Source organism: Streptomyces decoyicus (genome assembly GCF_019880305.1).
In the GTDB taxonomy this organism is placed as follows: domain Bacteria; phylum Actinomycetota; class Actinomycetes; order Streptomycetales; family Streptomycetaceae; genus Streptomyces; species Streptomyces decoyicus.
The window spans coordinates 3,971,327-3,993,063 of record NZ_CP082301.1 but is presented as its reverse complement, the minus strand read 5'-3'; the positions used below and the strand labels follow the sequence as shown (position 1 = coordinate 3,993,063).

Genomic DNA, 21,737 nt, shown 5'->3' with positions numbered 1-21,737 from the left:
GAGAACGCGGACGACCGCACGGACGTTCACCCGTACGAGCCCACCGCAGATGCGGGCCGCATCGCGCATACGGGCTGAACCGCCCGCGGTCCCGTACGTGCCACCACGAGCGGGAGCCGTAGGCGGCCCCCGGAGCACGGAGACGGACACCCGAAGCCCAGCCACGGTCCCCGCGGCCCGCGTACGACACCGCCCCGTGCTCCACCCACGACACCACCCCGTGGCGCGGCCCCGCCCGAGGAACCCGGCACTCGGGTCCACCCGGACGGGGCCGGCCACCGGACTTCACCGCGCGGGGCGCGAACGCAGCCCTTCCAGCAGAATTTCCAGCAGTCGCGCGGAGGCGGCCTGCTGATGGCCGGGATCGGGCAGCGTGGGCGCGCCCGTGGCAATCACTAACAGGATGTCGGAGACCGTCACGTCGGCGCGCAGTTCGCCCGCCGTCCTGGCGCGCTCCACGAGCCGGCCGACGACCTCCAGCAGCGCATCGGCGCCGGTCGTCTCCTCGGCCGAGGCCGAGGCCGAAGCGGCCGCTGCCGCCTGGCCCGCCTCGCCCTCCGGAGCGGACCCGCCCTCCGGGGCGACCAGCCGGAGATCGACCGGTACCCCGTCCGAGCCGGGAGCCATCCGCTGCTGCGGCACCCGTGCGTCACTCAGGCCGTCCGGCACCCGGGGACCTTCCGGGCCGTCCGCCGTCTCCGCGAGCCGGTCGGCGTCCGCGCTCCCCCGCAGAATGCCCGGCGGCAGCAGCCGTCCGGCACCCGAGGCGACCGACGTCCGCAGAAAACGGGACAGCGCCGACCACGGGTCGTCCTCCTGGCCCAGCGCCGTACGCGCCTGGTCCGTCAGCCGTGAGGTTTCCTCCTCGGCTATCCGGCGGACCAGTACGTCCTTGCTCGGGAACCGGCGGTAGACCGTGCCCACCCCGACCCGGGCCCGCCGGGCCACGTCCTCCATGGGCGCGCCGTACCCCAGCTCGCCGAAGACCTCGCGCGCGGCGCGCAGCACATGTTCCAGATTGCGCTGGGCGTCCACCCGCAGCGGCGTGCTCCGGCCGCCCGCCCCCGAGCGGGCACCGTTGCTCACACCGGAGCCGTTGCCGGCGCCGCTGCCGTTGCCTCTGTCGTTTCTGCTACTGCTACCGCTCCCGGCATCGTCGGCGGCAGGTGCCACAGCGACGTTGGTCGGCCAATGAGAGCCCTGAATGTGCATAGTGATCCCCCGGTAATGTCGTCTCCCCCCGGAGACTCCCCGCCCTGACAGTCAGGGCGTACCGATGACAGGGTCCACCCCAACGGATACGAACATAGTTGAGCCCGCGTCAAGAATGAAGGGGGCGTTCCGCGCAATGCGCCCCCCGATCGGCCCAAGGGGCCTGATCCGCCCGGATTACACCCCCGTTCTCCCGTCGCCACCCACCCCCTGACCAGCGCACCTCTTCCCGGGTAGGCGGAATGGGTCGTTCCGTCCCCAGGGCCGCGGCCGGTCATACATTTCGACGGGCCTGTGGACAAAGGCGCTCCGGCGGTGCGTCATGGAACAGTGCTGTGCTTTCCCGGGGGTGCAGCTCCGATGGTGGCCGCGCCGCAGGCCGCCGTCCGGATCGGTGCTGCCCGGGCCTGGTCGACACCGCGAGGAGAACCTCTGTGAAGACTGAGTCTTCGAACGACGTGACGCGCATTCTCGTGGTCGGCGGTGGCTACGTGGGGATGTATACCGCCCTGCGATTGCAGCGGAAGCTGAAGCAGGAGTTGCAGCAGGGCACTGTCGAGGTCATCGTGGTCGACCCCGAGCCGTATATGACGTATCAGCCCTTCCTGCCCGAGGCCGCGGCCGGTTCGATCTCCCCGCGCCACGTCGTCGTACCGCTGCGCCGGGTGCTGCCGCAGTGCAAGGTCGTCATCGGTGAGGTCACCGCCCTCGACCACACGGACCGCCGGGCCACGATCACCACCCTGGCCGCGGAGGAGACCGGCAACGGCGCCATCGAGGTGGAGTACGACGAAGTGGTCCTGGCGCCGGGCTCGGTCTCGCGCACCCTGCCCGTCCCGGGCCTCGCCGACGTCGGCATCGGTTTCAAGACCGTCGAAGAGGCCATCGGACTGCGCAACCACGTCCTCGGGCAGCTCGACATCGCCTCCTCCACCCGCGACCCCGCGGTCCGCGACGCCGCGCTCACCTTCGTCTTCGTGGGCGGCGGTTACGCGGGCGTCGAGGCGTTGGCCGAACTGGAGGACATGGCCCGCTATGCCGTCCGCTACTACCACAACATCCAGCCCGAGGACATGAAGTGGATCCTGGTCGAGGCGACCGACCGGATCCTGCCCGAAGTGGGCCCTGACATGGGCCGTTACGCCGTCCGTGAGCTGCGCGCCCGCAACATCGACGTACGGCTGGAGACCCGGCTGGACTCCTGCGAGAAGCGGGTCGCCCAGCTCAGCGACGGCTCCCGCTTCCCGACCCGGACCCTGGTGTGGACCGCGGGCGTCAAACCGCACCCCATCCTGGCCGCGACCGGGCTGCCGCTGAACGCGCACGGCCGCCTCAAGTGCACCCCCGCCCTCCAGGTGGACGGCGTCGAACACGCCTGGTCCGCCGGCGACGCGGCCGAGGTCCCCGACCTGACGGCTCCGCCGCCCGCCAAGCCCGACGAGCCCCGCGCCGTCTGCGCCCCCAACGCGCAACACGCCGTCCGTCAGGCCAAGGTGCTCGCCGAGAACATCGCGGCGGCCGTGCGCGGCGGCCCGATCCAGGACTACGAGCACAAATACGTCGGCTCGGTGGCCTCGCTCGGCCTGCACAAGGGCGTCGCACACGTCTACGGGCGCAAGCTGAAGGGCTACCCGGCGTGGTTCATGCACCGTGTCTACCACCTCAGCCGGGTGCCGACCTTCAACCGCAAGGCGCGGGTGCTCGCCGAATGGACGCTGGCCGGCCTGTTCAAACGCGAGATCGTCTCGCTCGGCTCGCTGGAGAACCCGCGCGCCGAGTTCGAACTCGCCGCGGGGACCGGACGGCACAACGAAGCCAGTTGACGCGCCGTACCCCACAAGAGTCGACGTACCGTCAGCCCTGGTACGCCGGATGTTCCGGAGTGCGGAACTCCATGCGGGCACCCGGGCGTCTGACGGATGTCCGTCCGGTCGGCCACACTGGACGTGTGACCATGGGTGGGCTCGTATCTGCAAAGAGTGACAATCACGAGGATTCTGGACGTTTGCTGCATTCCGCAAATGGACGCCGAGAGTGTCCCCAGCCGACCCTTCTCCGGCCGCCGGCCGGGAGGTCCCGCCCTGCCGACGGCCCGATCCCGCGCGACGACGCGAAGTAAGAGGTACCCCTCCGTGATCTTCACGCGCTGGAGCGCCAAACTCCCCGGCACACAGCGGCGTGCCGCCGCCCGGTCCGACCGCGCCGCGCCCCGCCCCGCGTCCGGCACGCCGGCCGCCCCGCCCGCCGCGGCCCCGGCGCCGTCCACCGTGCCCGCGGCCCCGGACGGCACGCCCGCCGCCCCGACGGCAGCCACCACGGGTACCGTCCCCGCGGCCCGCGCCGAGCACGCGGAAACCACGCCGTACCAGGACGCCACCCCCGTGGGGCTGCCGCCCACCGTCGACGCACTGTCCGTCCACGACATCCTCGGCACCATCCCCGCCCTCGTCGCCGTCGTCTACGGCCCCGAGCACCGCCTCGCCTACGTCAACGGCGCCTATGCCGCCGCCTTCGGCCCCCGGCCGGCCGGCCACACCGCCCGCGAAGCCCTCCCCGAGCTCGACACCCTGGGTCTGCTCCCCCTGATGGACCAGGTCCTGCGCAGCGGCAAACCGCGGACGGTCAAGTCCCGCAAGGTCCCCGGCGGCGCGGGCGGCGACCGCTCCCGCGACGGCTACTACACCTTCACCTGCACCCCGATCGAGGTCGCGGCGAGCGGCCCGGCACCCGACCCCGAGGTCGCCTGCGTCGCCCCGCACAAGGGCGTCCTGGTCTTCGGCGCCGAGGTCACCGACCAGATCGAGTCCGCCGAGCGGCTGCGCGCCAGCGAGGCCCGCCAGCGCGAGGCCGCCGTCACCCTCCAGCGCTCCCTGCTGCCCCAGGAACTGGAACAGCCCGACGACCTCTGCGTCGCCGCCACGTACCAGCCGGGCGGCACGGACGCCGCGGTCGGCGGCGACTGGTACGACGTCATCACCCTCGGCGCCGGCCGTACGGCCCTGGTCATCGGCGACGTCATGGGCCGCGGGGTGCGCGCCGCCGCCGTCATGGGCCAGCTGCGCACCGCGGTCCGCGCCTACGCCCGCCTCGACCTCCCGCCCCACGAGGTCCTCCAGCTCCTGGACGGCCTGGCCGCCGAGATCGACGCCAGCCAGATCGCCACCTGCGTCTACGCCGTCCACGACCCGAACGAGGGCCGGCTGGTCTACGCCTCGGCCGGCCATCTGCCCATCCTCGTACGCGACCCGGACGGCACGATCCGCCGCGCCGCCGAGCCCACCGGGCCGCCCCTGGGCACCGGCGGCTGGCTGCACACCTCCGGTTCCGTCCCGCTGGGCCCCGGCAGCAGCGCCGTCCTCTACACCGACGGTCTGGTGGAGCGCCGCGACAAGGACATCGACCACGGCGTCGAGGCCCTGGAGCGCGCCTTCGCCGGTGCCGCCGGCGCGCCGGACATCGTCTGCGACCGCCTGCTGCGCTCCCTGGGCATCACCGCCAGCCACGACGACGATGTCGCCATCCTGGTCCTCCAGCACCCGGAGCGGACCGGCCATGACGCCGAGCTGTTCCACAACGCCGCGCTCGAACTCCACGGCGGCACCGAAGCGGCCCCGCGCGCCCGCGCCTTCGCCTCCGGGGTCCTCGCGTCCTGGCGCTTCCCGACCGAGCTGCACGACCTCGGTGTGCTGGCCGCCAGCGAACTGGTCGCCAACTCCCTCCAGCACGGCACCCCGCCCATGCGCCTCCGGCTGCGCCGCACGGACCGCCGTCTGATCGTCGAGGTCACCGACGGCGACGACCACCTCCCGCGCCGCCGCCGCGCCGAACCCGCCGACGAGGCCGGCCGGGGCATCTCCATCGTCGCCACCATCGCCTCGTCCTGGGGCTCGCGCCGCACCCCGGGCGGCGGCAAGGCCGTCTGGTGCGAATTCGCCCTGCCGCGCGGATAGCCGTACGCCACCGGCCCCCGGCCTGATCCGATCGGACCAGGCCGGGGGCCGGTGGGCGCGCCGCTCTTACGGCGCCGGGCGCGTGGGCTTCAACGACCGCCCATGGGCCCGGCGGTCCGGGCACGATGCTCAGGCGCCGCAGACAACCGCTTCCGCTGCCGGCTCCGCAGGCACCCGTGCCGCGGGCAGGGACGCCACCGCCCGGTGCGGATTGTCCTGCTCCGGACGCAGCATCCGCCCCAGCCGCAACGACAACACCGTGATCCCCAGCGCACAGACCACGAGCATCCCGATGTACGCCACATACATCCCATGCCCCACCATCAGTGCGCCCACGGCCGGACCGACCGCCAGCGCCAGCTGTTTGACCAGGGCGAATGCCGAGTTGTACTGGCCGATCAGGGAAGCCGGCGCCAGATCGGCCACCAGCGGAGCCACCGTCGGCGACAGCATCGACTCACCGATACCGAACAGCGCATACGTCGAGATCAGCAGCGTCGTCGCCACCACCTGCGCACCGTGCACCAGCCCGGACAGCCCGGCGGCTATCCACGCCACCGTCCAGACCATCCCGACCAGCGCCATCACCCGGCTGCGCCGCCGGCGCTCGACCAGTTTGAGCACCACGAACTGCGCCGCCACGATCGCCGCCGTATTCGCCGCCAGCGCGATCCCCAGGCTGGCCGGCGGGATCCGGGTGACCTCGGTCGCGTAGGCCGCCAGCCCCGACTCGAACTGCCCGTAGCAGGCGAAGAACAGCACGAACCCCAGGACGCACAGCCACACCATCCGCCGGTCGGCGAACATCGCGCGCCAGGCGCCCTTGGCCCGCTCCTCGGTCGGCACCGGGTCCTCGACCTTCGGCGCCCGCGGCAGCCGTACGGTCGCCACCGCCGCGCCGAGCACCAGGAACATCACGGCCTCGATGGCGAACAGCCGCACAAAGCTCGACGCATGCGACTCGTCGACCAGCAGCCCGCCGACCAGTCCGCCGACGCCCAGCCCCAGGTTGTTCAGAAAGAACTGGGTGGCGAACGCCCGCGACCGTGTCACGGTCGTCGAGCACCACACGATCATCGTCGCGAGCGCCGGCTGGATGACCGCTATCCCGGCACCGAGGGCGATGGCCGCCGCAATGACCAGCGGCTCGCTGGCGGACAGCCCTATCCCCAGGGAGCCGATGGCGGCGCAGACCGAACCGATGACGGCCACCGGCAGTGGCCCGCGCCGGTCGATGACGCGACCGGTCAGCGGCAGGACGACCAGCGCGGCCACCGCCAGCATCGCCAGTACGGCACCGGCCGTACTCGCGCCGAGATCCCGCACCTTCGCCACATAGACGTACAGATACGGAACGGTGAAGCCGCTCCCGAACGCGCTCAACGCGTTCCCGAGCTGGATCCGGCGCAACGCGGCGCCCATCGCGGTGGTCACACTCACCTACCTAGGTCAGGTCATCAGACGGATAAGAGGGACGAACCCACGAGCTGGGACAGACGCCAGGGCGAGACCGTCCGGAGCCGGACAGTCTCACCCTGAAGACTTCAACTCTAAAGTTCGAAGCTAAAGACTACATGCCGAAGAACTTCAACGCCAATGACTTACATGTCATACTGCGCCGCATGCCTGAGCCCTCCGATGCGGCCGCCGACACTGCCGAGCCGAGCCTCGAGGAACAGATCGCGGCCTACCAGCGCGAATTCCAGGACCTCGACCCCCAGGTGGAGCAGGTCGTCTCCGCACTTCAGCGCCTCAACCGCCGGATGAACGTCGCCTACGGGCGGCAGACCGCCACCCTCGGCCTGAGCAACGCCGAATGGGAGGTCCTCAAGGCCCTCGTCGTCTCCGGAGCCCCCTACGAAATGGGCCCCGGCGAACTCGCCAAGCTCCTAGGCCTCACGCCGGCCGCCATGACCCACCGCATCGACCGCATGGCGAACGAGGGTCTGGTCACGCGCGAGCGCGACGAGAACAACCGCGTCCGCGTCATCGTCGCGCTGACCCACGAGGGCCGCGAGAAGTGGCTCGAGGCGATGCGCTTGGCGACGGTCTTCGAGGAGGACCTCCTCCAGGACCTCTCCGGAGAGGAACGGCAGCTCCTCGGCCAGGTCCTGACCCGTCTGCTGCGCCGCGTCGAGGACGCCCAGCCCGACGCCGACGGGCGTCTGAGTGACCTTGACTGACGCGTGTTGACACGGCCCTTCCCCATCCGTAGTGTTCTCCGAGTTGCCACAGAGCCGGAACGGTTCCGCGGCGACCATCCCGCCGCTTCGCGGCACCCACTACTGCACGGCCCCTCACTGGGAAAGATTTCGGCATGCCGAAATTCGAACCGTGGCGTGATTATGCGTCAACGAGGAATTCCGCTAAAGTAGTGATCACGCCGAAAGGCGCGGCAGTTCAAATAGCCGCACCCCAGGCGGACCCCCTCCGACGGGGAATCGGAAACGAATTCGGACCGGCAACGGAACGAAATCGGGCCTGATAGAGTCGGAAAGGCCGGAAAGCGAAAGCCGAACGGCCGACCCCGCTCCGACAGGGGCCAGAGACGGAAACGGATCTGGTAGAGTCGGAAACGCGAAGAAGCCGAAAGGCGGAAACGCACCGGCGAAAATCGGGCCCGCAAGGATCTGATAGAGTCGGAAACGCAAGACCGAAGGGAAGCGCCCGGAGATCCTGGTGAAACAGGAACAAAGGAAGCGTCCGTTCCTTGAGAACTCAACAGCGTGCCAAAAGTCAACGCCAGATATGTTGATACCCCGTCCACCTCGGTGGATGAGGTTCCTTTGAAAGCCCACCACGGCCCATGCGGTCGGGGTGGCACACACAGCGAGGACGCTGTGAACGACCGGACCTATTCCGTCTGGTCGTTCCGCTCTCGTGTGTGTTGACCCGATTACGGGTAAACATTCACGGAGAGTTTGATCCTGGCTCAGGACGAACGCTGGCGGCGTGCTTAACACATGCAAGTCGAACGATGAACCTCCTTCGGGAGGGGATTAGTGGCGAACGGGTGAGTAACACGTGGGCAATCTGCCCTTCACTCTGGGACAAGCCCTGGAAACGGGGTCTAATACCGGATACGACACACGACCGCATGGTCTGTGTGTGGAAAGCTCCGGCGGTGAAGGATGAGCCCGCGGCCTATCAGCTTGTTGGTGGGGTGATGGCCTACCAAGGCGACGACGGGTAGCCGGCCTGAGAGGGCGACCGGCCACACTGGGACTGAGACACGGCCCAGACTCCTACGGGAGGCAGCAGTGGGGAATATTGCACAATGGGCGAAAGCCTGATGCAGCGACGCCGCGTGAGGGATGACGGCCTTCGGGTTGTAAACCTCTTTCAGCAGGGAAGAAGCGAGAGTGACGGTACCTGCAGAAGAAGCGCCGGCTAACTACGTGCCAGCAGCCGCGGTAATACGTAGGGCGCAAGCGTTGTCCGGAATTATTGGGCGTAAAGAGCTCGTAGGCGGCTTGTCACGTCGGATGTGAAAGCCCGGGGCTTAACCCCGGGTCTGCATTCGATACGGGCAGGCTAGAGTTCGGTAGGGGAGATCGGAATTCCTGGTGTAGCGGTGAAATGCGCAGATATCAGGAGGAACACCGGTGGCGAAGGCGGATCTCTGGGCCGATACTGACGCTGAGGAGCGAAAGCGTGGGGAGCGAACAGGATTAGATACCCTGGTAGTCCACGCCGTAAACGTTGGGAACTAGGTGTGGGCGACATTCCACGTCGTCCGTGCCGCAGCTAACGCATTAAGTTCCCCGCCTGGGGAGTACGGCCGCAAGGCTAAAACTCAAAGGAATTGACGGGGGCCCGCACAAGCAGCGGAGCATGTGGCTTAATTCGACGCAACGCGAAGAACCTTACCAAGGCTTGACATACACCGGAAACGTCTGGAGACAGGCGCCCCCTTGTGGTCGGTGTACAGGTGGTGCATGGCTGTCGTCAGCTCGTGTCGTGAGATGTTGGGTTAAGTCCCGCAACGAGCGCAACCCTTGTTCTGTGTTGCCAGCATGCCCTTCGGGGTGATGGGGACTCACAGGAGACTGCCGGGGTCAACTCGGAGGAAGGTGGGGACGACGTCAAGTCATCATGCCCCTTATGTCTTGGGCTGCACACGTGCTACAATGGCCGGTACAATGAGCTGCGATACCGCGAGGTGGAGCGAATCTCAAAAAGCCGGTCTCAGTTCGGATTGGGGTCTGCAACTCGACCCCATGAAGTCGGAGTTGCTAGTAATCGCAGATCAGCATTGCTGCGGTGAATACGTTCCCGGGCCTTGTACACACCGCCCGTCACGTCACGAAAGTCGGTAACACCCGAAGCCGGTGGCCCAACCCCTTGTGGGAGGGAATCGTCGAAGGTGGGACTGGCGATTGGGACGAAGTCGTAACAAGGTAGCCGTACCGGAAGGTGCGGCTGGATCACCTCCTTTCTAAGGAGCACTTCTTACCAACTTCGGTTGGTCAGAGGCCAGTACATCAGCGAATGTCTGATGCTGGTTGCTCATGGGTGGAACGTTGACTATTCGGCACACTTGATTGGTTGTCACTAGTACTGCTTCGGCGTGGAACGTGGGGATTGATGGAGTGGGCCGGGCACGTTGTTGGGTATCTGAGGGTACGGACTGTTGAGTCTGGACCTTCGCGATGCCGGCCCCAGTGAACTCAGCCTTCGGTTGGGGTGGTGGGTGGCTGGTCGTTGCTTGAGAACTGCACAGTGGACGCGAGCATCTGTGGCCAAGTTTTTAAGGGCGCACGGTGGATGCCTTGGCACCAGGAACCGATGAAGGACGTGGGAGGCCACGATAGGCCCCGGGGAGCTGTCAACCGAGCTTTGATCCGGGGGTGTCCGAATGGGGAAACCCGGCAGTCGTCATGGGCTGTCACCCGCTGCTGAACACATAGGCAGTGTGGAGGGAACGCGGGGAAGTGAAACATCTCAGTACCCGCAGGAAGAGAAAACAACAGTGATTCCGGGAGTAGTGGCGAGCGAAACCGGATGAGGCCAAACCAGTCACGTGTGATACCCGGCAGGGGTTGCGTGGTTGGGGTTGTGGGATCTCTTTACTGCAGTCTGCCGGCTGTGGGACGAGTCAGAAACCGTTGGTGTAGGCGAAGGACATGCGAAAGGTCCGGCGTAGAGGGTAAGACCCCCGTAGCTGAAACATCAACGGCTCGTTTAAGAGACACCCAAGTAGCACGGGGCCCGAGAAATCCCGTGTGAATCTGGCGGGACCACCCGTTAAGCCTAAATATTCCCTGGTGACCGATAGCGGATAGTACCGTGAGGGAATGGTGAAAAGTACCGCGGGAGCGGAGTGAAATAGTACCTGAAACCGTGTGCCTACAAGCCGTGGGAGCGTCGCACAAGGAACTTGTTCCTTGTGTCGTGACTGCGTGCCTTTTGAAGAATGAGCCTGCGAGTTTGCGGTATGTTGCGAGGTTAACCCGTGTGGGGAAGCCGTAGCGAAAGCGAGTCCGAATAGGGCGTTGAGTAGCGTGCCCAAGACCCGAAGCGGAGTGATCTAGCCATGGGCAGGTTGAAGCGGAGGTAAGACTTCGTGGAGGACCGAACCCACCAGGGTTGAAAACCTGGGGGATGACCTGTGGTTAGGGGTGAAAGGCCAATCAAACTCCGTGATAGCTGGTTCTCCCCGAAATGCATTTAGGTGCAGCGTCGTGTGTTTCTTGCCGGAGGTAGAGCACTGGATAGGCGATGGGCCCTACCGGGTTACTGACCTTAGCCAAACTCCGAATGCCGGTAAGTGAGAGCGCGGCAGTGAGACTGTGGGGGATAAGCTCCATGGTCGAGAGGGAAACAGCCCAGAGCATCGACTAAGGCCCCTAAGCGTGTGCTAAGTGGGAAAGGATGTGGAGTCGCAGAGACAACCAGGAGGTTGGCTTAGAAGCAGCCACCCTTGAAAGAGTGCGTAATAGCTCACTGGTCAAGTGATTCCGCGCCGACAATGTAGCGGGGCTCAAGCACACCGCCGAAGTCGTGTCATTGCAGCATGAGGACCAACGTCCGTTGTGATGGGTAGGGGAGCGTCGTGTGCCGGGTGAAGCAGCCGTGGAAACGAGTTGTGGACGGTTCACGAGTGAGAATGCAGGCATGAGTAGCGATACACACGTGGGAAACGTGTGCGCCGATTGACTAAGGGTTCCTGGGTCAAGCTGATCTGCCCAGGGTAAGTCGGGACCTAAGGCGAGGCCGACAGGCGTAGTCGATGGACAACCGGTTGATATTCCGGTACCCGCTTTGAAACGCCCAATATCGAATCCATTAATGCTAAGGCCGTGAAGCCGGCCTGGAGTCTTCGGACAAAGGGACGTGGTGGAGCCGCCGATCCAAGGTGGTAGTAGGTAAGCGATGGGGTGACGCAGGAAGGTAGTCCAGCCCGGGCGGTGGTTGTCCCGGGGTAAGGGTGTAGCCCGTCATCTAGGCAAATCCGGATGACATGAGGGTGAGACCTGATGCCGAGCCGATTGTGGTGAAGTGGATGATCCTATGCTGTCGAGAAAAGCCTCTAGCGAGTTTCATGGCGGCCCGTACCCTAAACCGACTCAGGTGGTCAGGTAGAGAATACCGAGGCGTTCGGGTGAACTATGGTTAAGGAACTCGGCAAAATGCCCCCGTAACTTCGGGAGAAGGGGGGCCATTGCTGGTGATGGAATTTACTTCCTGAGCTGGTGGTGGCCGCAGAGACCAGCGAGAAGCGACTGTTTACTAAAAACACAGGTCCGTGCGAAGCCGTAAGGCGATGTATACGGACTGACGCCTGCCCGGTGCTGGAACGTTAAGGGGACCGGTTAGTCACATTTCGGTGTGGCGAAGCTGAGAACTTAAGCGCCAGTAAACGGCGGTGGTAACTATAACCATCCTAAGGTAGCGAAATTCCTTGTCGGGTAAGTTCCGACCTGCACGAATGGCGTAACGACTTCTCGACTGTCTCAACCATAGGCCCGGTGAAATTGCATTACGAGTAAAGATGCTCGTTTCGCGCAGCAGGACGGAAAGACCCCGGGACCTTTACTATAGCTTGATATTGGTGTTCGGTTCGGCTTGTGTAGGATAGGTGGGAGACTTTGAAGCAGCCACGCCAGTGGTTGTGGAGTCATTGTTGAAATACCACTCTGGTCGTGCTGGATGTCTAACCTGGGTCCGTGATCCGGATCAGGGACAGTGTCTGGTGGGTAGTTTAACTGGGGCGGTTGCCTCCTAAAGAGTAACGGAGGCGCCCAAAGGTTCCCTCAGCCTGGTTGGCAATCAGGTGTTGAGTGTAAGTGCACAAGGGAGCTTGACTGTGAGACTGACGGGTCGAGCAGGTACGAAAGTAGGGACTAGTGATCCGGCGGTGGCTTGTGGAAGCGCCGTCGCTCAACGGATAAAAGGTACCCCGGGGATAACAGGCTGATCTTCCCCAAGAGTCCATATCGACGGGATGGTTTGGCACCTCGATGTCGGCTCGTCGCATCCTGGGGCTGGAGTCGGTCCCAAGGGTTGGGCTGTTCGCCCATTAAAGCGGTACGCGAGCTGGGTTTAGAACGTCGTGAGACAGTTCGGTCCCTATCCGCTGTGCGCGTAGGAGTATTGAGAAGGGCTGTCCCTAGTACGAGAGGACCGGGACGGACGAACCTCTGGTGTGCCAGTTGTCCTGCCAAGGGCATGGCTGGTTGGCTACGTTCGGAAAGGATAACCGCTGAAAGCATCTAAGCGGGAAGCCTGCTTCGAGATGAGTACTCCCACCCCCTTTGAGGGGTTAAGGCTCCCAGTAGACGACTGGGTTGATAGGCCAGATATGGAAGCCTGGTAACGGGTGGAGTTGACTGGTACTAATAGGCCGAGGGCTTGTCCTCAGTTGCTCGCGTCCACTGTGTAGGTTCTGAAGTAACGACCTGTGTCTTTGCCGGGTTGGTCAACTTCATAGTGTTTCGGTGGTCATTGCGTTAGGGAAACGCCCGGTTACATTTCGAACCCGGAAGCTAAGCCTTTCAGCGCCGATGGTACTGCAGGGGGGACCCTGTGGGAGAGTAGGACGCCGCCGAACAATCATTGTGGGGAAGCCCCGCACCTTATGGTGCGGGGCTTTTCTGCGTTCCGGGCCGCGTCGGTACGCTCGTGGGCATGCGCTATGACCTGGTCATTTTCGATAACGATGGCGTCCTGGTGGACAGCGAACCGATCTCCAATCGGCTCCTTGCCGCCTACCTCACCGAACTGGGGCATCCGACCACCTATGAGGAGTCGTTGCGCGACTACATGGGCGGCGCGATGCACCGTATTCATGAAGTGGTGCTGGAGCGGTCGGGAAAGCGGCTGCCGGCCACGTTCGACGAGGACTTTCATGCGCGGGTCTTCGAGGAATTCCGCAGGCGGCTGGAGCCCGTGGCGGGTGTGGTGGAGGTGCTGGAGAAGCTGGCCGCGGACGGCGTGCCGTATTGCGTCGGGTCGTCGGGGAGCCATGAGCGTATTCGGGTGGCGTTGACGAAGACCGGGCTGCTCGAGCGGTTCGCCGGAGGGCGGGCCGGTGAGGGGGGCGCCGAGCGGATCTTCTCCTCGCAGGATGTGGGGCGGGGGAAGCCGGCGCCGGATCTCTTTCTGCATGCGGCGCGGGAGATGGGTGTGGCGCCGGAGCGGTGTGCGGTGGTCGAGGACAGCCCGCTGGGGGTGCGGGCCGCGGTTGCCGCGGGGATGGACGTCTACGGCTTCACGGCGATGACGCCGGCGGCGAAGCTGACGGAGGCCGGGGCCACGGGGCTGTTCGGCCATATGGCGGAGCTGCCGGCGCTGTTGCAGTAGCGGCCTCGCGGGTGGGACTCACGTCGGAATGGGCGAAGTGATCCATCTACCCAGCAGTAGTGCGGAGTCCTAGGCTGAGCGGCCATGACGGTCCCTCGGGTACCAGGAGCGCGGTCGCGGCACGGCCGGGTCTCGCTCGCTCTCAGCTTCTTCGTCCAGGGGGCGGTCTTCGCCCTTCTCGTGACCCGAATACCCGCGATCCAGGACCGCTACGGGATTTCTGATGCCCTGTTGCCGGCCTTCCTCGCGGCGGTACCCGTCCTTGCGGGGGTCGGCAGCGTCGGTACCGAGCAGCTGGTGAAGCGGGTGCGGCCCAGCCGGGTGCTGCGGTGTGCGCAACCCGTGGTGTGTCTGGCGCTGCTGGCGGTCGGGGCGGTCGGGTCGATGGCGCAGGTCGCGGTGGCGCTGGCGGTGTTCGGGCTGTCGGTGGGGGCCCTGGATGCCTCGATGAACATGCTCGGGGTGAGCCTCCAGCGGGCGTACGGGCGGAGCATCATGCTCGGGTTCCACGCCGCGTACAGCCTGGGCGGCATCGTGGGCGCCTCGCTGGCCTGGGCGGGGGCGCACTGGAAGCTGTCGCTTGCGCTGCTGTACGGGCCGGTGGTGGCGGTCCTGGTGCCGCTGGCGCTGATCGTGGGCCGCTGGTTCGTGGACCGGGACAGGCAGGAGGCGGCGGGGGGCCAGGAGGGTGCCGCGGCGGCCGTTGCGCCGCTCGCGATGCGGCTGTTGTTGCCGCTGTGTCTGGTGATGGCGTTCGCGTATATCGGGGACTCGACCGTCTCCAACTGGAGCGCCAAGTATCTCCAGGACGTCCTGGGGAGTTCGGAGCAGCTCGCCACCGTCCCGTACAACGTCTATATGGTCACCACGCTGCTCGGGCGGGCGGTCGGGGATCTGGGGGTGCGGCGTTTCGGGGCGGTCGCGGTGGTGCGGACCGGGACGGTGGTCGCGGCGGGCGGTTTCGCGGTGGTGGCGGCGGCTCCTGGGGCCTGGGCCGGAATGGCGGGGTTCGCGCTGCTCGGGCTCGGGCTGTGTGTGATCGTTCCCCAGACGTTCGCGGCGGCGGGGCGGTACGCGTTCGAGCGCCACGGCCCCGGGGCCTCCGACATGGCCGTCGCACGCCTGAACATTTTCAACTATGTGGGCTTTTTGATCGGCTCTCCGCTGGTCGGTGCGCTCGGTGATGCCTGGAGTTATCGGGGAGCGATGCTGGTGCCGATGGTCCTGGTGCTGGTGACGCTGGTGTATGCCCGCTCGTTCGGGGCGCCGGAGGCCCGATACGGTGACGGATATGAGCGGCCGCGCACAGCTGATGTGGGATGAGGCAGTAACGGGCTACGACTTCGGGTCCGGGCATCCGATGGACCCGGTCCGGCTCGCGCTGACCATGCGTTTGGTGGAGGCGTACGAGCTGGACCGCGGGCCGCTGGAGGTGGTCGCGGCCAAGCCTGCCGGGGACTCCACCCTGCGGCTGGTGCATCGCGAGGACTTCATCAGCGCGGTCCGCAGAGCCTCGGCGGATCCCGCCGCCGCGGACCTCTCGTACGGGCTGGGGACGGCGGACGACCCGGCGTTCGTGGGGATGCACGAGGCATCGGCGCTGATCGCCGGCCAGTCGGTGGGTGCCGCGGAGGCCGTCTGGCGCGGCGATTGCGTGCATGCGGTGAACTTCGCCGGCGGACTGCACCATGCGATGCCGGGCGGGGCGGCCGGTTTCTGTATCTACAACGACGCCTCGCTGGCGGTCGCCCGGCTGCTGGAGCTGGGTGCCGAGCGGGTCGCGTACGTCGATGTGGATGTGCACCACGGCGACGGGGTGCAGGCGGCGTTCTGGCAGGACCCGCGGGTACTGACCATCTCGCTGCACGAGCATCCGCGGACGCTCTTCCCGCAGACCGGCTGGCCGGAGGAGACCGGTGGCGAGGGCGCGGAGGGCACCGCGGTGAATGTGGCGCTGCCGGCCGGAACCGGGGACGAGGGCTGGCTGCGGGCCTTTCATGCGGTGGTGCCGGAGCTGCTGGGGGCCTTCCGGCCGCAGGTGATCGTGACGCAGCACGGTGCGGACACCCACTTCGAGGATCCGCTGGCGCATCTCGCGGTGAGCCTGGACGCCCAGCGTGCGGTGGCGGAGGCCTGCCACGACCTGGCGCACGAGCACGCGGACGGCCGCTGGGTCGCGCTCGGCGGAGGCGGCTATGCGGTAGTGGACGTGGTGCCGCGCAGCTGGACGCATCTGACCGCGATCGCGGCGGGCCGGCCGATCGACCCGGCCTCCATGGTGCCGGAGGCCTGGCGGCACGAAGTGTTCCGCAGGACGCGGCAGTTGGCGCCGCTGCGGATGACGGACGGGCGGACGCCGCACTGGCGGGATTTCGTCGCCGAGGGCTATGACCCGGCCGACCGGCTGGACCAGGCGGTGCTGGCCACCCGCCGGGCGGTGTTCCCGGCGCACGGGCTGCTGCCGTAGCTCCCGTGGGGCAGGAGCCCGCGGCGCCGGCCGGCATGCGGTTGCGGCGCTCCAGGGTGGGCGGCCCCTGGGCGAGGCGCGCCGATCCGCTGCCATACCCGTGTAGTGCCGTCCGCTGTGCCCGTACGGCCGTATCTGCCGCCGTGCCCGTGTAGTGCCGTCCGCCGACCCCGTATGGCCGTATCCGTCGCCGCGCTCCCCGAAGGTGTGACTACCCGTCGGTCAGGGCACCCGTAGGCCGACCAACCGGACAGTATGGGCCGCGTGTTGGGTACCGGTGCGCTGCGGGCGCATCTGATCGAGGCGCGGCTCGCGGGGACGATCGCGACCACGCGGGAGAAGAGCCTGGCGCGCTACCGGCTCTTCGCGGCGCGTGACCCCCGTGCACTGCTGGGGCTGGATCCCGAGCGGGACTGGCCGGTCGGTGAACTACTGCGACTGATGGGGCAGAAGTGTGGGGTTTCGGCCGATCCCACCCATACTTCCGGCCTGGATGTCATCGATCCCGACCGCACCATCGCGGCACTGGACCGGTTCGCCGAACGGCTCGGTGAGACGGCCGGCCGCCGGGCGCCGGTGCTCATCGGCACCGGCCATCCGCACGGGCTGCTGGAGTTCTACGCCGCCCTCGCAGACGCTCTCTCGTCGGCGGGCTGCCCCGTCCTCACCCCGGCGTATGGCGCCCGTGTCGACATAGCGACCCGGTTCGGGGTACGTCCCTGCACCCTCGACTACGTACGGGGAGTCGCGCTGATGCGAGAAACCGGCGTGCGGGGCGCACCCGGGGCGGGGGGCGTACACACCCATTCGCCGCTCCCGGTACGTACCGCTCTCGCGGCCGTGGGGGAGGTGGCGGGGCCCCTGCCGGGGCTGGCGATCGGGGACCACGGCTGGGTCTGCGGGGCAGGTCAGCTGGGCATCGAGGCGATCGGGCTGGCGGACACGGACGACCCGGCGCTGTTCGTCGGCCAGGCGGAGGGACGGGTGTCCGTGGCGGTGCCGCTCGACGATGCCGTGCCGAGCGCGTGCTACCGGCCGCTGGCGCGCTATGTACTCAATCGCGCGTGTCTGTCCCGATAGGCGGCTGTTCGCTGCTCCTCTTCCCCACTCGCATCACCCGCCCCTAATCTGGGGAGTGAGCGCATAGCGACGAAGAGTCACCGGAGGGGAAGCCGGTGTCCGTCTTATGCGGAAGGTGCAGGTGTGGCATGGCTGCAGACCAGAGGCCTCTGAACGAGGTCGTGTTCCTGACAGTGGCGGAGGTCGCCACGGTGATGCGGGTATCGAAGATGACCGTGTACCGCTTGGTGCACAGTGGTCATCTGCCCGCGATTCGGGTGGGGAGGTCTTTCCGGGTTCCGGAGCAAGCGGTTCACGACTATCTCCGTGAGTCCTTTGTGGGGGTGGAATCAGCCTGACGGCGCTTCGCCGAACCTCGGATTACGCCGTTCGCCCGTCGCCGGGTAGGCTGGCCCGATGTAGGTAGTGTGGGCTCGGACGCCCCGCACCGAGTGATTCGAAGTGAGCGAGGGTAGTCGTGGGCTCTGTTATCAAGAAGCGGCGCAAGCGGATGGCGAAGAAGAAGCACCGCAAGCTGCTCAAGCGCACCCGTGTTCAGCGTCGTAACAAGAAGTAAGCGACGCTGATCGCGAATTCGCAGCCCCTCATCGCCTTGGGCGATGGGGGGCTGCGGTGCGTTGTGGGCCGTATGGACGGTGGTCGGACGGAAATGTGGCCACGGGCATCCTGCGGTCATCACAGCGCAACACCTACCCGATAGCGTGGCCCGGACAGCTCGGCCACGGCGGTCGCGGCGGGAAGGAAGGGCTGATCTTGGGCAAGGTCGTGCTCGTCACGGGAGTCGCACGCCAGCTGGGCGGCCGGTTCGTCCGCCGTATCCAGCGCGATCCCGATGTCGACCGGGTGATCGGGGTCGACGCCGTGGCACCGGAACACCATCTGGGCGGCGCCGAATTCCTCAAGGCCGATATCCGGCATCCGGCCATTGCCAGAGTCCTGGCCGAGACGGGCGTCGACACCGTCGTCCACATGGACATCAACGGCACGCCGTTGGGCAAACGCGGCGGCCGCACCTCGGTGAAGGAAACCAATGTCATCGGGACGATGCAGCTGCTCGGCGCCTGCCAGAAAGCCCCGAATGTGCAGCGCCTGGTCATCAAGTCCAGCACCAGCGTCTATGGCTCCGCGCCCCGGGACCCCGCGGTCTTCACCGAGACCACCACGCCGAAGTCACTGCCCAGTGGCGGCTTCGCCAAGGACGTCGTCGAGGTCGAGGGGTATGTACGCGGCTTCGCCCGGCGCCGGCCCGACGTGGCGGTGTGTGTGCTGCGCTTCGCCAACATCCTCGGACCGTGTGCGGATTCCCCGCTCGCCGAGTACTTCTCGCTGCCCGTGCTGCCGACCGTCCTCGGCTATGACCCGCGGCTCCAGTTCGTCCACGAGGGCGACGCCATCGAGGTGCTGCGGATCGCCGCCGCCGCGCCGCGCCGCGGCACGCTCAACAGCGGCACGTTCAATATCGCCGGCGACGGTGTGCTGCTGCTGTCGCAGACCTCCCGGAGGCTGGGGCGGCCCACCGTGCCGCTCCTGCTGCCGACCGTGACCTGGGCCGGTACGGCGCTGCGGTCCATCGGCATCACGGACTTCTCGCCGGAACAGATCCGGCTGCTCACGCACGGCAGGGTCGTGGAAACGACACAGATGCGCGAGACACTGGGGTTCCATCCGAAGTACACGACGGCGGAGACCTTCGCGGAATTCGCCCGAAGCCGCGGACCCGGGCTGCTGCCGCCCGCGTCCGTCGCTCGCACCGTCGACCGGCTCGCCGGCGTGCTGCCCGCACGCGGCGGCCCGACCCAGTGAGGAGTTCACCCACGATGGCGGACGCCAAGGTCATCCCCTTCGGCGAGGAGCCCCGGGCGCGCAGGAAGGCCCGGCGGGCCGGGCGCTCGGGGCGCGGTACGGCGCTGGCGCCCGTACCCGAGGCACGGACCGAGCACCCGCCGGCGGCACCCCCGCCGCCGAGCCCTCGCTCCCTGGAGCAACGCATCGCGGGCGGGCTGGCCTTTCTGCGCCGGCGGATCACCGGCGACTACGAGGTCGACGACTTCGGGTACGACGAGGAGCTGACCGACCAGGTCCTGATGTCGATGCTGCGGCCCCTCTACGAGAAGTACTTCCGGGTCGAGGTCAAGGGTGTCGAGAACATCCCCTCGGACGGCGGGGCCCTGATCGTCGCCAACCACTCCGGGACGCTTCCGCTGGACGGCCTGATGCTCCAGGTCGGGGTGCACGACAACCATCCGGCGCAGCGTCACCTGCGGCTGCTGGCGGCCGATTTGGTGTTCGTCCTGCCGGTGATAAACGAGCTGGCGCGCAAGGCGGGCCACACCCTCGCCTGTGCGGAGGACGCCCAGCGGCTGCTGGAGCGCGGCGAGATCGTCGGGGTGATGCCGGAGGGCTTCAAGGGCATCGGCAAGCCCTTCGCGGACCGCTACAAGCTCCAGCGGTTCGGGCGGGGCGGCTTCGTCTCGACGGCGCTGAAGGCCGGGGCCCCGATCGTGCCGTGCTCGATCGTGGGCGCGGAGGAGATCTACCCGATGATCGGGAACGCCAAGACGCTGGCGCGGGTGCTGGGGCTGCCGTATTTCCCCCTCACGCCGACCTTCCCGTGGCTGGGGCCGCTGGGGGCGGTGCCGCTGCCGACGAAGTGGACGATCCAGTTCGGCGAGCCGATCCCGACGGCCGGTTATCCGCCGGAGGCGGCGGACGATCCGATGCTGATGTTCAACCTGACCGATCAGGTACGGGAAACGATTCAGCACACCCTCTACAAGCTGCTCGTGCAGCGGCGCTCGGTGTTCTTCTGAGGGAAGGACCAGAAGAACACCGAGCGCCGGTGGGACCGCTTCGCTACTTCGGGAGATCCTCGCCGTCGATGCCCAGACCGGGAAGCAGCCCCGGGATCAGCGGCGGGAGGGTGACGTCGGGCTGACCGCCGGTGTCCCGGCCACCGTGGTGGTGGCCCCGGTCGTGCGGGGACGGGCTGCCCTTGGACGGCGGGTCCAGCAGGCCGCCCGTATTGCCGCCGAGCAGGCCGTCTTCCTGGGACGGTGAGGCCGACGGGCGGGGGGCGTGCGAGCCGCCGGCGTGTTTGCCGGAGGAGGACTTGCTGCCGGACGGCGCCGGGCGCCCGTCGGAGCCGGAGCCGGTGCCCGCGGAGCCGGGCGTGTGGCGGTGGTGGCTACGGCCGTCCCGGGTGGGCGGCAGCAGCGGGCGGAGCGGACCGACCTCTTTGTCTATGGCGTCGAAGACCGAACTGACCTGGTCACGGACGTCCGTGAGCTGCGCAGGGAGCCGGTCGCGCAACTGTGACCAGGTGCTGCGGTGGGACTTGGTGAAGGAGTTCAGCGCCTGGATGGGGCCGAGTGAACCATCGCGTTCGTACGCCTGGTGCAGCAGGCGGTGGCCCTCTCCCGCGTCGTGGGTGACGCCGGCGAGCGCCTTGCGGACCTCGCTGAGCGCTTCGTGGTCGAGGTCGGCGACCCGGGCGCGCTCCATCAGCCGACGGGCCTCCATCATGCGGATGGCGGCTTGGTCCAGATAGAGCAGGCCGCGGTCGGAGTCGTCGTCGGCCATGTTGAGCTTGAGATCCTCCATGCCGCGCTTGAGGCCATAGAGGGAGTCGCCGGGGAGGGCGTCGGAGCTGGCCGCGGCGACGCCGGTGAAGGCGCCGGCGGCGACGCCGACCGTCAGCCCGCCCGCCGCCAGTCCCTTGGAGAGGCGGGAGCGCGGACGCAGCCTGCCCATCGATTTCGTGGCGCGGTGCGCGCCCTTGTGTTCGCGCTGCTCGGGCACCCTGGCACCGTCGGACGGAGCGCCTTCGGCGAAGGCGGCCTCCATCGCGGCGATGAGCTGGGCGCGCTGGACAGTCTTGACCTCGGCTGCCATCTCGGGCCTCGGGAGTTTCCCGAGGCCGTCGGCGACCGCCAACAGCCGTGCTTCGCCCGGCGCTTGCGCCGGATTGTCGACCTGGTCCTCGGCCGCCGCGCCCTCGAGGACCTGCTCCTCAAAGGCCTGGGCGAAGGCGTTGGCCCGCCGGTGCACCGAGACATTCGCGATCACGGGCGGCACCTCCTCTCGTCATCCCGCTCGACTCCCCGGACTGGCTTTGACTGTCCAGACGGACCGGACGGTTGCAAGCCATTGTCCGCAGCCACTCGATCGAGTGAGAGGCGGCGGGCAAGGCATGACCGCATGGAGCCTGCATCCCGCACAACGAG

General features: G+C 67.2%; 14 protein-coding genes and 3 rRNA genes. 14 read left to right on the top strand and 3 right to left on the bottom strand.

Annotated features, from left to right (window positions below; all coding sequences use genetic code 11):
- Positions 1 to 285: 285 nt before the first annotated feature.
- Positions 286 to 1,212, bottom strand: a complete 927-nt coding sequence (locus K7C20_RS17445; RefSeq protein WP_078952921.1) for a TetR/AcrR family transcriptional regulator — start codon at positions 1,210 to 1,212, stop codon at positions 286 to 288.
- A gap of 434 nt (positions 1,213 to 1,646) precedes the next feature.
- On the opposite strand from K7C20_RS17445, the gene K7C20_RS17440 reads away from it, so the two are divergent.
- Together K7C20_RS17440 and K7C20_RS17435 are read left to right on the top strand one after the other, a co-directional pair.
- A complete protein-coding gene (locus K7C20_RS17440; RefSeq protein ID WP_030089397.1) occupies positions 1,647 to 3,035 on the top strand; it encodes an NAD(P)/FAD-dependent oxidoreductase in 1,389 nt (462 codons plus the stop codon).
- A 309-nt stretch (positions 3,036 to 3,344) separates the two neighbouring features.
- Positions 3,345 to 5,162, top strand: a complete 1,818-nt coding sequence (locus K7C20_RS17435) for an ATP-binding SpoIIE family protein phosphatase (protein ID WP_053208698.1) — start codon at positions 3,345 to 3,347, stop codon at positions 5,160 to 5,162.
- Between the two features lie 129 nt (positions 5,163 to 5,291).
- On the opposite strand, the gene K7C20_RS17430 is transcribed toward K7C20_RS17435, so the two are convergent.
- Complete coding sequence (locus tag K7C20_RS17430) at positions 5,292 to 6,596, bottom strand: MFS transporter (protein ID WP_053208699.1); 1,305 nt, start codon at positions 6,594 to 6,596, stop codon at positions 5,292 to 5,294.
- Between the two features lie 188 nt (positions 6,597 to 6,784).
- On the opposite strand from K7C20_RS17430, the gene K7C20_RS17425 reads away from it, so the two are divergent.
- From K7C20_RS17425 to K7C20_RS17370, 12 genes are all read left to right on the top strand, one after another.
- Entirely contained in the window at positions 6,785 to 7,345 is a 561-nt protein-coding gene (locus tag K7C20_RS17425) for a MarR family winged helix-turn-helix transcriptional regulator (RefSeq protein WP_030089388.1), read from the top strand.
- 726 nt (positions 7,346 to 8,071) lie between these two features.
- A 16S ribosomal RNA gene (locus K7C20_RS17420) occupies positions 8,072 to 9,600 on the top strand.
- 302 nt (positions 9,601 to 9,902) lie between these two features.
- Positions 9,903 to 13,024: ribosomal RNA gene (locus K7C20_RS17415) — 23S ribosomal RNA — on the top strand.
- Between the two features lie 74 nt (positions 13,025 to 13,098).
- A 5S ribosomal RNA gene (rrf, locus tag K7C20_RS17410) occupies positions 13,099 to 13,215 on the top strand.
- The 16S, 23S and 5S rRNA genes sit together here, the layout of an rRNA operon.
- A gap of 77 nt (positions 13,216 to 13,292) precedes the next feature.
- A complete protein-coding gene (locus K7C20_RS17405) occupies positions 13,293 to 13,967 on the top strand; it encodes an HAD family hydrolase (protein ID WP_030074490.1) in 675 nt (224 codons plus the stop codon).
- 84 nt (positions 13,968 to 14,051) lie between these two features.
- A complete protein-coding gene (locus tag K7C20_RS17400) occupies positions 14,052 to 15,290 on the top strand; it encodes an MFS transporter (protein WP_030074492.1) in 1,239 nt (412 codons plus the stop codon).
- A complete protein-coding gene (locus K7C20_RS17395; RefSeq protein ID WP_053209538.1) occupies positions 15,259 to 16,434 on the top strand; it encodes an acetoin utilization protein AcuC in 1,176 nt (391 codons plus the stop codon). Before K7C20_RS17400 ends, K7C20_RS17395 begins: the two co-directional genes overlap by 32 nt.
- A gap of 264 nt (positions 16,435 to 16,698) precedes the next feature.
- Positions 16,699 to 17,514: a phosphatase gene (locus K7C20_RS17390; protein WP_053209542.1), complete on the top strand. Its 816-nt coding sequence runs from the start codon at positions 16,699 to 16,701 to the stop codon at positions 17,512 to 17,514.
- Positions 17,515 to 17,642: 128 nt separating this feature from the next.
- Complete coding sequence (locus K7C20_RS17385) at positions 17,643 to 17,852, top strand: helix-turn-helix domain-containing protein (protein WP_006604741.1); 210 nt, start codon at positions 17,643 to 17,645, stop codon at positions 17,850 to 17,852.
- Positions 17,853 to 17,971: 119 nt separating this feature from the next.
- Positions 17,972 to 18,070, top strand: coding sequence for a 30S ribosomal protein bS22 (locus tag K7C20_RS17380; RefSeq protein ID WP_003948845.1), 99 nt, complete (start codon positions 17,972 to 17,974; stop codon positions 18,068 to 18,070).
- Positions 18,071 to 18,267: 197 nt separating this feature from the next.
- On the top strand, positions 18,268 to 19,317 hold the full coding sequence (locus tag K7C20_RS17375) for an NAD-dependent epimerase/dehydratase family protein (RefSeq protein ID WP_030074500.1): 1,050 nt from the start codon (positions 18,268 to 18,270) through the stop codon (positions 19,315 to 19,317).
- 14 nt (positions 19,318 to 19,331) lie between these two features.
- A complete protein-coding gene (locus tag K7C20_RS17370) occupies positions 19,332 to 20,324 on the top strand; it encodes a lysophospholipid acyltransferase family protein (RefSeq protein WP_030074502.1) in 993 nt (330 codons plus the stop codon).
- A 43-nt stretch (positions 20,325 to 20,367) separates the two neighbouring features.
- On the opposite strand, the gene K7C20_RS17365 is transcribed toward K7C20_RS17370, so the two are convergent.
- Entirely contained in the window at positions 20,368 to 21,579 is a 1,212-nt protein-coding gene (locus tag K7C20_RS17365; RefSeq protein ID WP_053209537.1) for a DUF5667 domain-containing protein, read from the bottom strand.
- Between the last annotated feature and the right edge of the window lie 158 nt (positions 21,580 to 21,737).

Bases quoted from the DNA above. Each gene is read 5' to 3' on its own strand.
- K7C20_RS17445 (WP_078952921.1), bottom strand. From the start codon at position 1,212: ATGCACATTCAGGGCTCTCATTGGCCGACCAACGTCGCTGTGGCACCT.
- K7C20_RS17385 (WP_006604741.1), top strand. From the start codon at position 17,643: ATGGCTGCAGACCAGAGGCCTCTGAACGAGGTCGTGTTCCTGACAGTG.
- K7C20_RS17370 (WP_030074502.1), top strand. From the start codon at position 19,332: ATGGCGGACGCCAAGGTCATCCCCTTCGGCGAGGAGCCCCGGGCGCGC.
- K7C20_RS17425 (WP_030089388.1), top strand. From the start codon at position 6,785: ATGCCTGAGCCCTCCGATGCGGCCGCCGACACTGCCGAGCCGAGCCTC.
- K7C20_RS17400 (WP_030074492.1), top strand. From the start codon at position 14,052: ATGACGGTCCCTCGGGTACCAGGAGCGCGGTCGCGGCACGGCCGGGTC.
- K7C20_RS17395 (WP_053209538.1), top strand. From the start codon at position 15,259: ATGAGCGGCCGCGCACAGCTGATGTGGGATGAGGCAGTAACGGGCTAC.
- K7C20_RS17405 (WP_030074490.1), top strand. From the start codon at position 13,293: ATGCGCTATGACCTGGTCATTTTCGATAACGATGGCGTCCTGGTGGAC.